Genomic DNA, 11436 nt, shown 5'->3' on the forward strand with positions numbered 1-11436 from the left:
GGGGGAGCCGGCGCAGGACGACGCCGGGTTCCCCGGGGACCGGGTCGACGTGGTGGTCGACCTGCCGGCCGCGGGCGACCCGGCCGCGGGCGACCGTTCCTATTGACTTTCGATAGGGATTGAGCGACCTTCGATGCATGTCTCCCTCCCGCTGGGCCGTCGCCCTCCTCCGCGCCTCCCTCGTGGTGCTGTTCGCGGTCCTCGTCCTGCTGCAGGTCTTCTCGCTGCCCGGCCAGTTCCGGCACATGGCCGAGCAGTCCCCGCAGGACGCGCACCTGCGGTGGCCGCTGACGGCGCTGTCGGTGTACTGGGTGCTGTGCGCCCAGGTGGTGCTCGTGTGCACCTGGCGGCTGCTCGGCCTGGTGCGCGCGGACCGCATCTTCAGCCGGGCCTCCCTGGCGTGGGTGGACGCCGTCGTGGGGGCGGTCGCGGCCGCGTGGGTCGTCCTGGCGGGGGTGTTCCTCTACGCGGGGGTGAGGTCGAGCGGCCCGGGGAACCTGCTGCTGCTGTTCCTGCTCCTCGTGGGGCTCGCCGTCGTCGGGCTCGTCGTGCTCGTCCTGCGCGCGCTGCTGCGGCAGGCCACGGCGCTGCGCACCGACATGGACGCGGTGATCTGAGTGCCGATCGTGGTGCGCATCGACGTGGAGCTGGCCCGGCGGAAGATGAGCGTGGGGGAGTTCTCCGAGCGCGTCGGCCTCACCCCGGCCAACGTCGCCGTGCTGAAGAACGGCCGCGCGAAGGCCGTGCGCTTCAGCACCCTGGAGGCCATGTGCCGGGTGCTGCAGTGCCAGCCCGGCGACCTGCTGGAGTGGGTCGAGGACTGAGTCAGAGCGCCGGCGCCCGGCCCGCGAGGTGGTCCGCGATGCGGTCCACGGTCGTCGTCCAGCCCTCGCGGACGCCGAGGTCGAACCAGTGGCGCACCTGCGCGGCGTCGAGGCCGGGGGACAGCGAGAGCGTGGCCGTCATGCGGGTCCCGCCGGCGGTCGGGGCGAACTCCAGCGACACCAGGGGCGTCGCGTCGGGGTCCTGCGGGTCGAGCCGCGGCCACCCGTCGAGGGCGCCCCAGCTGAAGACGAGGCGGTGCGGCCGCTCGACCTCGCGGTACAGCCCGCCGGTCGGGTAGGTGCGCCCGCCCGGGCCCTCCTGCAGCCGGGTCCACCAGGACCCGCCGGGGCGCAGGTCGACGCGCGCCCCGGCCTGCGCCGCAGGCAGTCCGGAGAACCAGCCGAGCTGGTCGGGTTCGGTCCAGGCGGCGAAGACGGCCTCCGGGGGGACGGGGTAGTCGCGCACGAGGCTGATGCTGCGGTCGGTGCTGCGGTCGGTGTCGCGGTCGGTGGCGGTCACGGGTTCTCCTCCGTCGTCGTGAGGTGCTCGGCGAGCCGGTCGAACCGCTCGGCGAAGAAGCGGCGGTAGTCGTCCATCCAGGCGTCGACGTCGCGCAGCGGCCCGGCGGCCAGCCGGCAGGGCCGGTACTGCGCCTGCCGGCCCTTGACCACCAGCCCGGCGCGTTCCAGGACCTTCAGGTGCCGGGAGACGGCCGGCAGCGTCATCGCGTGCGGCGCCGCGAGCTCGTTGACCGTGGCCTCGCCGCGGGTGAGCTGGGCCAGCAGGGCCCGGCGCGTGGGGTCGGCCAGGGCGGCGAACGTGGCGCTGAGCGTGTCGGTCATCGTGGTTGCGCTTCCTGTTGATTAACGACTTCGACAAGTACAGCGCGCGGCACCCCCGTCGTCAAGGGGCCGCCCGGGGGTTCCGCAGGCGCCGGGGGAACGCCCCGCCGCGCCCGCCCGTCGACCAGGCGGGGGCCGGCGGGCGGCCCGGGGACGGAGGACGACATGGGCTTGCGGAACCTCGCGGCGCGCTTCGGCGCGGGCGCGGCGTCGGTGGACACGGTGCTGGAGCGCGACGTGGCGCGGCCGGGCGGCCCGGTCGGCGGCCGGGTCGTCGTGGTCGGCGGCTCGGTGGCCCAGGACGTCGAGGAGGTCGTCGTCGCGCTGCAGGCGCGCGTGGAGGTGGAGAGCGGGGACTCCGAGTGGCGCGAGGACGTCGTCTTCGCCAGCGCCCGCGTCGGGGCGGGCTTCACCACCGCGCCCGGGCAGCGCACCGAGCTGCCGTTCTCCCTGCTCCTGCCCTGGCAGACGCCGATCACCGCCATCGGCGGCTGGCACCTGCGCGGCGTGCACGTCGGCGTCGCCACCCGGCTCGTCATCGCCGGCTCCGTCGACCCGGGCGACCTGGACGGGCTCACCGTGGCACCCCTGCCGGTGCAGCAGGCGGTCGTCGAGGCGCTGGGTTCGCTCGGCTGGCGCTTCAAGCACGCCGACGTGGAGAAGGGCCGCGTGCGCGGCTCCGACCTGCCCTTCCACCAGGAGCTGGAGTTCGCCCCGCCCGCGCACGCGCGCAGGGTGAACGAGCTGGAGGTGACGTTCCTGGCCGACCCGCAGGGCGTCGACGTGGTGCTGGAGGCAGACCGCCGCGGCGGTCTGCTCACCGAGGGCCGGGACGTGGTCAGCCGGCTGCGCCTGTCGCACGCCGACACCGACCGCGCGCGGGTGGCCGCCGCGCTGGACCGCGCCGTGCACGAGCTGGGCGCCCGCCGCGGCTGGGGCTGGTGAGCCGGCGGCGCTGAGGGACCGGCCCCGGCCCGCCCCGCGCGGGCGGACCGGGGCCGTTGCCGCAGCGGCAAGGAACGCCGCCTCCGCGCGCCACCCGCCGCAGGATCGGCCCGTGAGCCTCTTCGACCCCTCCGCCCGCGACGCCGCCGAGCTGTGGGAGGGCGTCCACGGCGCCACCCCCGGGAACTCCTGGAGCGGCGAGCCGAACGCCGCGCTGGTCGGCGCCGTGCGCGACCTCGATCCCGAGCGCGGCCCCGGCCGCGCGCTCGACCTCGGCTGCGGCGAGGGCGGTGACGCGGTGTGGCTGGCCCGGTGGGGCTGGCGCGTCACCGGCGCCGACGTCTCCGCGACCGCGCTCGCCCGTGCCCGCGCCCTCGCCGAGGAGGCCGGGGTCGCCGGGCGCGTCCACCTGGAGCGGCACGACCTCGGGACCTCCCTGCCCGCGGGGGAGTTCGACCTCGTCTGCACCTCCTTCCTGCACTCCCCCGCCTTCCTGGACCGCCCCGCCGTGCTGCGCCGGGCCGCCGCCGCCGTCGCCCCCGGCGGCCACCTCGTCGTCGTCGGCCACGTCCGCGCTCCGGGGTGGCGCCGCCGGCAGCAGCAGGAGGAGGGCTTCCCCGAGGTCGAGCTGCCGACGCCCGAGCAGGTGCGCGAGCAGCTCGCGCTCCCCGCGCCGCCGTGGCGGGTGGTGCGCAGCGAGCTGCTGGAGCGCCCGGTCCCCGGCCCGCGGGGGGAGGCCGGCACGGCCGTCGACGGCGTGCTCGTGCTGCACCGCGCGCCCGTGCGCGCGCAGCGGCCCGCGGCGGACCGCCACCCCTCCTGACCTGCCCGTCCACCGGCCGGGGCCCTCGATCGTGGTAGTCCTTGCCCATGCCGCAGCCCCGCCTGGCCCTCACCCGCACCTACCTCGCGCCGTCCTCGGACGCGGCGCCCGGCGGCGGGGAGCTGCCCGGTGTGGCCGACGTCGGCGCCGTCACCGAGGTGCGCACCGAGGAGACGCACTACGACACCCCGGACCTCGCGCTGGCCGCGGCGGGGGTCTCGGTGCGCCGCCAGACCGGTGACGCGCCGCGCGGCTGGGTGCTGGAGGTCCCCGGCCGCGGGCCGCGCACCCACGAGGTCCGCCACGCGCTGGGCCGGGCCGTGCGCACCGCGCCGGCCGCGCTGCAGCGGCTCACCTGGGCCGCGGCCCGCGGCCGCTCCCTGGGGCCGGTGCTGTCCCTGAGCACGAGCGCGCAGGCGCGCGACCTGCTCGACCCCGACGGGCACGTCGTGGCGCGCCTGACCACCCGCGAGGTGCAGGCCCGCCCGCTGGCGCCCGAGGACTCCCTGGCCCAGACGTGGTCGGAGTGGCAGGCCGAGGTCGTCGACGGCCGCCGCGACCTGCTCGACGCCGTCACCGACGCCTGGGAGGCCCTCGGCGCCGAGGAGTCCGACCGCAGCGCGCAGCTGCGCACCGTCCTCGACGGCCCCGACGACGACGAGGGCCTGGACGCCCTCTCCGCCGACGACTCCGCCGGTGCGCTCGTGCTCGGCCGCCTGGCCCAGGACGTCGGCTGGATGCTCAGCCAGGACCCGCTGGCCCGCATCGACGCCCCCGGCGCCGTCCGCTCGCTGGGCGCCGCCGCCCGCCGCCTGCGCAACGTCCTGCTCACCTGCGCCCCCGTGTTCGCCGAGGGCGGGGCCGACGCGCTCGTCGCCGAGCTCGCCTGGATCGAGGGCGTCACCGCCACCGCCCGCACCCTCGACGCCGTCGGCGAGCAGCTGCTGGAGGACCTCGACGAGGAGGCCGCCGGGCACGTCGCCGGCAGCGGCACCGGGGACCCCGCCGCCGTCGCGGAGCTCGTGCGCGCCGCCCTCGCCGAGCGCTCCGCCGCCGCCCACGCCGACGTCCTCGCCGCGCTGGACTCCCAGCGCTACCGCGACCTCGTCGCCGCCCTCGAGGCCTTCGTCGCCGGGCCGCCCACCACCAAGGCCGCCCGCCGCGAGGCCCGCAAGGTCCTGCTGCCCGCGGTGGCCGACGCGCACCGCGCCGCCCGCGACGCCTACCGCGACGTCGACCCGGACGCCGACGCCGCCGGGGACGCCGACGACCTGGCCCGCCTGCGGCGGCTGCGCTCGGCCGCCGCCGCGGTGCGCGACGCCGCCGGCGTCCTCGCCCCGCGCGTGGGGGAGGCCGCCGAGGACTACGCCGACGCGGTCAAGGACCTGCTCGACGTCCTCGACGAGCACGCCGAGACCGTCACCGCCCGCGAGGTCCTCACCGGCCTCGTCGAGAGCGCCGGCACGGGGGCCTTCGTGCTCGGCCGCCTGCACGCCCTCGAGGAGGTGCGCTCCGCGGTCGCCCTCCACGACCTGGAGTCCGCCTGGGACGCCGCGAACCGCAAGAAGTCGCGCCGCTGGATGAAGTGACCCGGCCGCCGGTCGCCGCGTCAGTAGGGTCGGGGGCGTGAACGGCTCCTCCACCCCCGTCCCGCTGACCGGGCGCCGCGTCGCCCTGGAACCGCTGACCGCGGAGCACGTGGAGGGGTTGCGCGCCGTCGTCGCCGACGGCGACCTGCACCGCACCTGGTACACGCACGTCCCGGCGCCCGACGAGGTCGCCGCCGAGGTGGAGCGCCGCCTGGCCCTGCAGGCCGCCGGGCGGATGGCGCCGTGGGCGGTGCGCCGCCTGGACACCGGCGCGGTGTGCGGGACGACGACGTACATGAACCTCGACCCCGACAACCGCCGGCTGGAGATCGGCTCGACGTTCCTCGCGCCCTCCGCGCAGGGCACCGGGGTGAACGCCGAGGCCAAGCTGCTGCTGCTCACCCGCGCCTTCGAGGACCTGGGCTGCATCGCCGTGGAGCTGCGCACCCACTGGCACAACCACCAGTCGCGCGCGGCCATCGCGCGCCTGGGCGCCAAGCAGGACGGGGTGCTGCGCAACCACCAGCTCTGGCGCGACGGCAGCTACCGCGACACCGTCGTCTTCTCCATCGTCGAGTCCGAGTGGCCGGCCGTGCGCAGCGGGCTGCGCGCCCGGCTCGAGCGGGGCTGAGGACGCCCCCGCCCGCCCGCGCGCGGGCGACCCCGTGAGCGGCCCGGTGGCGCTGGGCGCGGCCGTGCTGGCGCTGGTGGCCCTCGCCGTCGGCGCGGGCCGCCTCGGCGGGCTGCACCAGGAGCGCGCCGTCCTCGTCGCCGTCGGCCGCGCCCTCGTGCAGGTCCTCGCGGTGGGGCTCGTCCTGGGCCTGGTGCTGCGCACCGGCGCGCTCGCCCCGCTCTACCTGGCGCTGGCGCTGGCGATCGCCTCGTGGACGTCCGCGCGGCGGCTGCGGGTGGCGGGGGCGTGGCCGCTGGCCGCTGGCCGCGCTCGCGATCGGGGCGGGCGCGCTGCCGGCCTCGGCCCTCGTCGTGGCCGTCGGCGCGCTGGAGCCGCGGGTGCTGCAGGTGGTGCCGTTCACCGCCCAGCTCGTCGGCGGGGCGATGACGGCCACCACCCTCGCGGGGCGGCGCATGCTCGACGACGTCCGCGGCGAGTGGGCGCTCGTGGAGGGCTGGCTGGCGCTGGGGGCCCGGCCCGCGCAGGCCGTGGCGCCCGCCGGGCGGACGGCGGCCTCCCGCGCGCTGGCGCCCGCGCTGGACCAGACCCGCACGGTGGGGCTGGTGACGCTGCCGGGGGCCTTCGTGGGGCTGCTGCTGGGCGGGGCGAGCCCGCTGGAGGCCGCCCGGGTGCAGCTGCTCGTGCTCGTCGGGCTGCTGGCCGCCGAGACGATCGCCGCGGTCGTCGTCACGCGGGGGCTGGGCCGCCGGCTGCAGCGGCGCCCCGAGGAGCCCGCCTGAGCTCGGGTGGACGCCCCGGGGACGGCGCAGGGCCCCCGTCCGGTGCGGACGGGGGCCCTGCGGTGTCAGTCGTGGATCAGAGAGCGCGGACCGCGTCGGCCTGCGGGCCCTTCTGACCCTGCGTCACCTCGAACTCGACGCGCTGGTTCTCCTCGAGGGAGCGGTAGCCGTTGCCGGTGATGGCGGAGTAGTGGACGAAGACGTCGGGGCCGCCACCGTCCTGCTCGATGAAGCCGTACCCCTTCTCAGCGTTGAACCACTTGACGGTGCCCTGTGCCATGTACTTCTCCAACACGTTCCAGTCGGTGCAGATCCCGCACCTTCAGCGGGATCCGGGCTGAGTGGGAACGCCACGCCGGACCCGAGGGCCCGGGCGACGCCCGCAACACACTCCGCGGGCGTTCAACACGATCGAGGAGCTGCGTCGAGCTGCAGCCGTGGGGAAGCTAACACGGTGGGTGCGGGCCTGCGCAAGACCTCCACGGGGCAAAACGCGGGGAAAGCCGATCACGGCCCGCAGGGACCGCCTCACAGGGCGTCGACGGCCAGCACGACGCTCGCGGCGGTCCAGCCCAGCGGCGCCGGCCCGGCGGGGGAGCCGTCCGGCAGGACCTTCTCCGGCAGGCTGCCCCAGCTCGTGCGGTGCGCATCCAGCCAGTCCAGCCAGTGCCGGGCCCGCTGCTCCTGCCCGCCCACCGCGGCCACCCACGCGACCAGCGCCGTCTCCGGCGTCCAGGAGATGCCGTCCTGCTTCCAGCCCGCGCCCGGGGCCAGCCCGCCGGCCGGGCGCAGCGCCTGCCGCTGGTAGGCGTCGAAGGCCGCCAGCACGCCCGGGCGGGCGCGCGCGCCGAACGGCGGCATGAGGAAGGTGACCGCCGCGTCCACCCCGCCGGAGGCCAGCCCCGGGTCGGCGTAGCGCAGGTAGCCGGTGGGGGCGAAGTGCCCGTCGACCAGCCGGGCCAGCGAGGCGGCGGCGCCGGCGACCCGGCGGGCGCGGGTGCGCCGCCCCAGCCGCGAGAACGAGGCCGCCGCCGCGTGCAGCCCCGCCAGCAGCGGGGCGACCGTGCCCAGCGTCAGCTCGCTCTCGCGGCGCTCCCAGTAGTCGGGGGAGGCCTCCGGCAGCCGGGTGCCGTCCCGCGTGCGCTCCAGCACGAAGGCGGTCGCCGCCTCCAGCAGCGGCAGCAGCTCCTCCAGCCGCTCACGGGCCCGCGAGCGGCTGGGATCGGCGTCCAGCACCGCGCGCAGCGACCACAGCGCCCAGCCGGCGCCGTCGTCCTGGCGCCGGCGGCCGTCGGGGGTGCCGGCGCCGTCGAGCAGGTAGCGCGCCTCGAAGCCGCCGTCGTCGAGCTGGACGTCGGCGAGGAAGCGCAGGACCCGCCCCGCGTCGTCGTGGTGGCCGGCCACCGCCAGCGCGACCGCGGCGAAGGCGGAGTCGCGGGGCCAGGCGTAGCTCCACAGCGGCGCCGGGCCCGCGGCCACCGCCCCGTTGGCGCGGGTGAGGGCGCGCAGGTCCAGCAGCGCCTCGCGCACCATCCCGGCGTGGGGGCCGTCCGCGCCGGGCAGCCGGCCGGCCGCCAGCCAGTCGTCGTCGCCGACGGCGCCCGGGCCCAGGGCGCGCCCGCGCCAGCCCGCGTCGGTGAGCAGGCGCGGCAGCGCCGAGGCCTCGGTGCGCTCGGCCGCGCTCAAGGCCGCCCCGCCGGCCGCGAGCGCGAGCGCGGAGGCGCCGCCGAGCAGCAGCGCGCGTCGGCGCACACCCCACCTCCCCGACCCGTCCACCCCGACCCGTCCACGAGGTCCGACCCCTCGACCGTACCCACCGCGGGCGCCCGCGGGGGGCCGGTCCGCGAGGTCGCCCGCGGCCCGGGCCCGCCCTCAGGCCAGGGCGGCGGCGGTGGCCCCGCGCGCCCGGTGGGCCGCCACGTCCGCGGCGGTGTCCTCCGAGAGCAGCCCCAGGTTCACCGCCGCCGCGACCATCAGGCCCGCCCCCGCCGCCGTGACGACCTGCGCCTGCGGGTCGGTGACGTTGCCCGCCAGGTGCAGGCCGGGGACGTCGGTGCTCCCGCCCGGCCCCGACGGGTAGTGCTCGCCCAGCACGACGCCGCCGAAGACCACGGGCTCGGTGCGCAGGCCCAGGCCCTCCAGCAGCGGCGAGGCCACCCGCACGGGGGCGCCGACGACGAGGAAGCGCCGCGCGAGCACCTCCCCGCCCGCCAGCCGCACCCCGCTCAGCTCGCCGCCGGAGGTGAGCACCTCGACGACGCGGTCGTCGACGACGCGCACCCCGCGGGCCAGCAGCTCCTCGTGCCGGCCGGGCTCCAGCTGCCCGCCGGTGTGGGTGAAGTAGACGACGTCGCGGCTCCACTGGGTGAACAGCAGCGCCTGGTGGCCGGACATGCCGCTCAGCCCCAGCACGCCCAGCGGCTGGTCGGCGACCTCGTAGCCGTGGCAGTAGGGGCAGTGCACGACCCCGCGTCCCCACTGCGCGGCCAGTCCCGGCACGTCGGGCAGCTCGTCGACGAGGCCGCTGGTGACGACGAGCCGGCGCGCGCGCACCTCGCCCGCCGTGGTCCGCACGGTGAAGCCGCGCTCGTCGCGCACGGCGGAGGTCGCGGTGCCGGTCAGCACCCGGCCGCCGTAGCGGCGGACCTCCTCGGCGCCCAGGCGCTGCAGCTCGAGCGGGGCGACGCCGTCGCGGGTCAGGAAGTTGTGCACCCCGTGCGCGGGGGCGTTGCGCGGGGCGCCGGCGTCGACGACGAGGACGTCGCGGCGGGCGCGGGCCAGGGCGACGCCGGCGCTCAGGCCGGCGGCGCCACCGCCCACGACCAGCACGTCGACGGTGCGGGAGGAGTTCTCGTTCGGCATGCCCCCACGGTGCCGCGCAGGGCCCCGGAACACCGCGCGTCCTTGCCAGGACGGCAAACGGGCGGTTGGCTGGGCGCGTGGACGCGGGTGCGGTGCAGGCGGTGCTGGAGCAGGTGGGGCCGCGGCTGCGGCGGTTGCGGGAACGGCGCGGCGAGACCCTCGCCGACGTCGGCGCCGTCACGGGGACCTCCGTGAGCACGCTGTCGCGGCTGGAGTCCGGCGGCCGGCGGGCGACGCTGGAGCTGCTGCTGCCGCTGGCCGCGCACTACGAGGTGGGCCTCGACGAGCTCGTCGCCCCCGCGCGGCGGACCGCGGAGCGGCGCACCGTCCGCCACGGCGTCACCTCGATCCCGCTGACGGCGCAGCCGGGGGGCCTGCGCGCCTACAAGCAGGTGCTGGCCCCCGGGGCCGGCGAGGCCGTGGAACCCCAGGTCCACGAGGGCTACGAGTGGGTGTACGTCCTCTCCGGCCGGTTGCGGCTGCTGCTGGGCGACCAGGAGCTGTTCCTGCCCGCCGGGGAGGCCGCGGAGTTCGACACCCGCCTGCCGCACCGCGTGAGCAACCCCGGTGAGCGGCCCGCCGAGGTCGTCAGCATCTTCGGGCCGCAGGGGCAGCGCATGCACGTGCGGGCGCGTCCGCGCCGGAGCGCTCCTCAGGCGCCGGCGCCCCCGCGCCAGGCGTAGTCCATCTGCCGCGCGGTGGCCAGGGCCAGCTCACGACCGGCCAGGCGCTGCACCAGGTGCAGCGAGAGGTCGATGCCGGCGCTGATCCCGGCGCTGGTGGCCAGGTCCCCGTGGTCGAGGAAGCGCACCCCCTCGCGCACGTCCAGCCCCGGCCAGGCCGCGCGCAGCGCGTCGACGTCCTCCCAGTGGGTGGTCACCGCGCGCTCGTCGAGCAGCCCCGCGGCGGCGAGCACGAACGCGCCGGTGCACACCGAGGCCACGACCTCGGCGCCGGAGCGGCTGCGCCGCAACCACTCCAGCAGCCGCGGGTCGGCGGCGACGGCGTCCACCACGCCCCCGGGCACCAGGACCACCTCGCACGGCGGGGCCTGCGCGAGGGTGCAGTCGGCGCCCAGGCGCAACCCGCCGCGCGCCCGCACGCCCGGGCCGTCCCCGGCGGCGACGAGCACGACCTCGAAGGGAGCCGCCCGCCCGGCGCGCGCGGCGACGCGGCCGGCCACCGAGAACACCTCGAAGGGGCCGCAGGCGTCCAGCACCTCCACCTCGTCGAAGAGCACGAGGCCGACGCGCCGCACCCGCCCGGGTCCCGCGGGCGGCTGTGCGGGGCTGGTCCGGGGGCTGGTGCCGGGGCTGGTCTCGGAGTTGGTTCCAGGGCTGGTCACGGGGTCAGCCTCGCGGGCGCGCTCCGCCGCCTCCAGGGGCGGGACGGTCACGCCTGCCCGTCTTCCTGCCACGCCCGCCCCGCGACGCCCTACGACGCGGTGACCTCGCGCAGCACGACCCGGCTCAGCGGGCGGTCGGCGTACACCAGGCGCACCGCCGCGGGGTCGGGGTTCCCTGCGTCCGGCCCGCGCCACTGCAGGTGCATCCCCGCGCGCTCGGCCGCCGCCTTCGAGCGCGCGTTGTGCTCCAGCAGGTAGGCGGTGACCGGGACGTCGGGCAGCACCTGCCGCGCCGCCGTCGTCGCGGCGCGCACGACCTCCTGCGCCAGCCCCCGCCCCCACGCCGCGGGCGCCAGCCGGTAGCCGAGGTTCCACGCCAGGCCCAGGCGCAGGTCGCAGCCGCCCGTGCCGACGAAGGTGCCGTCCGCCTCGCGCGCCACCCAGCTGCCCAGCCCGACGGCCCGCCAGCCCTCCTCCACGTGCGCCAGCAGCGCCAGCGTCTGCGCGAGCTCGGTGTGCCGGCCGCTGGGCAGGTGCTCCCAGGTGGCCGGGTCGGAGTAGATCGCGAAGACGTCCCCGGCGTCCTCGGGGCGGGGCCGGGTCAGCCGCAGGCGCTCGGTGAGCACCACGTCCCAGCGGCCCGCGCCCCGCTGCCCGCCACCTCCGCCGCCGTCTGCGCTGCCGCCCGCGGTGCCGTCCACGCCCGCCAGCCTGGCACGCCGCACCGGGAGCGGTGAAACGACCGGGGCCCCTGCCGCGTCAGCTCCGCGTGAGCACCTCCAGCACCCCGGC

Annotated in this window: 15 protein-coding genes and 1 pseudogene; 9 read left to right on the plus strand and 7 right to left on the minus strand. The window is 77.9% G+C overall.

The window, feature by feature from the left end:
* Positions 1-137 precede the first annotated feature (137 nt).
* Complete coding sequence (locus GTQ99_RS13025; protein WP_166616164.1) at positions 138-617, plus strand: DUF2975 domain-containing protein; 480 nt, start codon at positions 138-140, stop codon at positions 615-617.
* The gene (locus GTQ99_RS13030; protein ID WP_166616165.1) at positions 618-824 is read left to right on the plus strand and encodes a helix-turn-helix domain-containing protein; all 207 of its coding nucleotides are present in this window, start codon (positions 618-620) and stop codon (positions 822-824) included. It abuts the gene before it with no gap.
* Position 825: 1 nt separating this feature from the next.
* Here the strand turns inward: GTQ99_RS13030 and GTQ99_RS13035 are convergent, their stop codons facing one another.
* Complete coding sequence (locus GTQ99_RS13035; RefSeq protein ID WP_166616166.1) at positions 826-1344, minus strand: SRPBCC domain-containing protein; 519 nt, start codon at positions 1342-1344, stop codon at positions 826-828.
* Positions 1341-1667 (minus strand): ArsR/SmtB family transcription factor, encoded by a 327-nt coding sequence (locus GTQ99_RS13040; protein WP_166616167.1) that lies wholly within the window; start codon positions 1665-1667, stop codon positions 1341-1343. Before GTQ99_RS13040 ends, GTQ99_RS13035 begins: the two co-directional genes overlap by 4 nt.
* A gap of 165 nt (positions 1668-1832) precedes the next feature.
* Here GTQ99_RS13040 and GTQ99_RS13045 point away from each other — a divergent pair, with 165 nt between their 5' ends.
* The 6 genes and pseudogenes from GTQ99_RS13045 (at position 1833) to GTQ99_RS24400 (ending at position 6437) form a co-directional block, all read left to right on the plus strand.
* Entirely contained in the window at positions 1833-2612 is a 780-nt protein-coding gene (locus tag GTQ99_RS13045) for a sporulation protein (protein WP_166616168.1), read from the plus strand.
* 112 nt (positions 2613-2724) lie between these two features.
* Positions 2725-3435: a class I SAM-dependent methyltransferase gene (locus GTQ99_RS13050; protein ID WP_338074965.1), complete on the plus strand. Its 711-nt coding sequence runs from the start codon at positions 2725-2727 to the stop codon at positions 3433-3435.
* Between the two features lie 47 nt (positions 3436-3482).
* Positions 3483-5024, plus strand: a complete 1542-nt coding sequence (locus GTQ99_RS13055) for a CYTH and CHAD domain-containing protein (RefSeq protein WP_166616169.1) — start codon at positions 3483-3485, stop codon at positions 5022-5024.
* A 37-nt stretch (positions 5025-5061) separates the two neighbouring features.
* The gene (locus GTQ99_RS13060) at positions 5062-5655 is read left to right on the plus strand and encodes a GNAT family N-acetyltransferase (RefSeq protein ID WP_166616170.1); all 594 of its coding nucleotides are present in this window, start codon (positions 5062-5064) and stop codon (positions 5653-5655) included.
* 76 nt (positions 5656-5731) lie between these two features.
* Positions 5732-5881, plus strand: a pseudogene (locus GTQ99_RS27555) (ABC transporter permease); the annotation flags it as partial.
* A 127-nt stretch (positions 5882-6008) separates the two neighbouring features.
* On the plus strand, positions 6009-6437 hold the full coding sequence (locus GTQ99_RS24400) for an ABC transporter permease (RefSeq protein WP_476702858.1): 429 nt from the start codon (positions 6009-6011) through the stop codon (positions 6435-6437).
* 76 nt (positions 6438-6513) lie between these two features.
* On the opposite strand, the gene GTQ99_RS13070 is transcribed toward GTQ99_RS24400, so the two are convergent.
* The 3 genes from GTQ99_RS13070 to GTQ99_RS13080 all read right to left on the minus strand — a co-directional run bounded on the left by GTQ99_RS13070 (position 6514) and on the right by GTQ99_RS13080 (position 9299).
* A complete protein-coding gene (locus GTQ99_RS13070) occupies positions 6514-6717 on the minus strand; it encodes a cold-shock protein (protein WP_166616171.1) in 204 nt (67 codons plus the stop codon).
* 248 nt (positions 6718-6965) lie between these two features.
* On the minus strand, positions 6966-8189 hold the full coding sequence (locus GTQ99_RS13075; RefSeq protein WP_166616172.1) for a glycoside hydrolase family 15: 1224 nt from the start codon (positions 8187-8189) through the stop codon (positions 6966-6968).
* A 120-nt stretch (positions 8190-8309) separates the two neighbouring features.
* Positions 8310-9299, minus strand: coding sequence for an NAD(P)/FAD-dependent oxidoreductase (locus GTQ99_RS13080; protein WP_166616173.1), 990 nt, complete (start codon positions 9297-9299; stop codon positions 8310-8312).
* A gap of 77 nt (positions 9300-9376) precedes the next feature.
* Between GTQ99_RS13080 and GTQ99_RS13085 the strand changes: the two genes are divergently transcribed.
* On the plus strand, positions 9377-9982 hold the full coding sequence (locus GTQ99_RS13085; RefSeq protein WP_338074966.1) for a helix-turn-helix domain-containing protein: 606 nt from the start codon (positions 9377-9379) through the stop codon (positions 9980-9982).
* Here the strand turns inward: GTQ99_RS13085 and GTQ99_RS13090 are convergent.
* Together GTQ99_RS13090 and GTQ99_RS13095 are read right to left on the minus strand one after the other, a co-directional pair.
* Entirely contained in the window at positions 9952-10557 is a 606-nt protein-coding gene (locus GTQ99_RS13090) for a DJ-1/PfpI family protein (protein ID WP_166616177.1), read from the minus strand. The two genes, GTQ99_RS13085 and GTQ99_RS13090, sit on opposite strands and share 31 nt — an antisense overlap.
* Positions 10558-10733: 176 nt before the next feature.
* The gene (locus tag GTQ99_RS13095; RefSeq protein ID WP_205707402.1) at positions 10734-11345 is read right to left on the minus strand and encodes a GNAT family N-acetyltransferase; all 612 of its coding nucleotides are present in this window, start codon (positions 11343-11345) and stop codon (positions 10734-10736) included.
* Between the last annotated feature and the right edge of the window lie 91 nt (positions 11346-11436).

It is taken from the genome of Kineococcus vitellinus, from assembly GCF_009906315.1.
Classification (GTDB): Bacteria; Actinomycetota; Actinomycetes; order Actinomycetales; family Kineococcaceae; genus Kineococcus; species Kineococcus vitellinus.

Coding starts and splice junctions, on each gene's coding strand:
- GTQ99_RS13025 (WP_166616164.1), top strand. CDS start 138: ATGTCTCCCTCCCGCTGGGCCGTCGCCCTCCTCCGCGCCTCCCTCGTG.
- GTQ99_RS13040 (WP_166616167.1), bottom strand. CDS start 1,667: ATGACCGACACGCTCAGCGCCACGTTCGCCGCCCTGGCCGACCCCACG.
- GTQ99_RS13045 (WP_166616168.1), top strand. CDS start 1,833: ATGGGCTTGCGGAACCTCGCGGCGCGCTTCGGCGCGGGCGCGGCGTCG.
- GTQ99_RS13055 (WP_166616169.1), top strand. CDS start 3,483: ATGCCGCAGCCCCGCCTGGCCCTCACCCGCACCTACCTCGCGCCGTCC.
- GTQ99_RS13070 (WP_166616171.1), bottom strand. CDS start 6,717: ATGGCACAGGGCACCGTCAAGTGGTTCAACGCTGAGAAGGGGTACGGC.
- GTQ99_RS13080 (WP_166616173.1), bottom strand. CDS start 9,299: ATGCCGAACGAGAACTCCTCCCGCACCGTCGACGTGCTGGTCGTGGGC.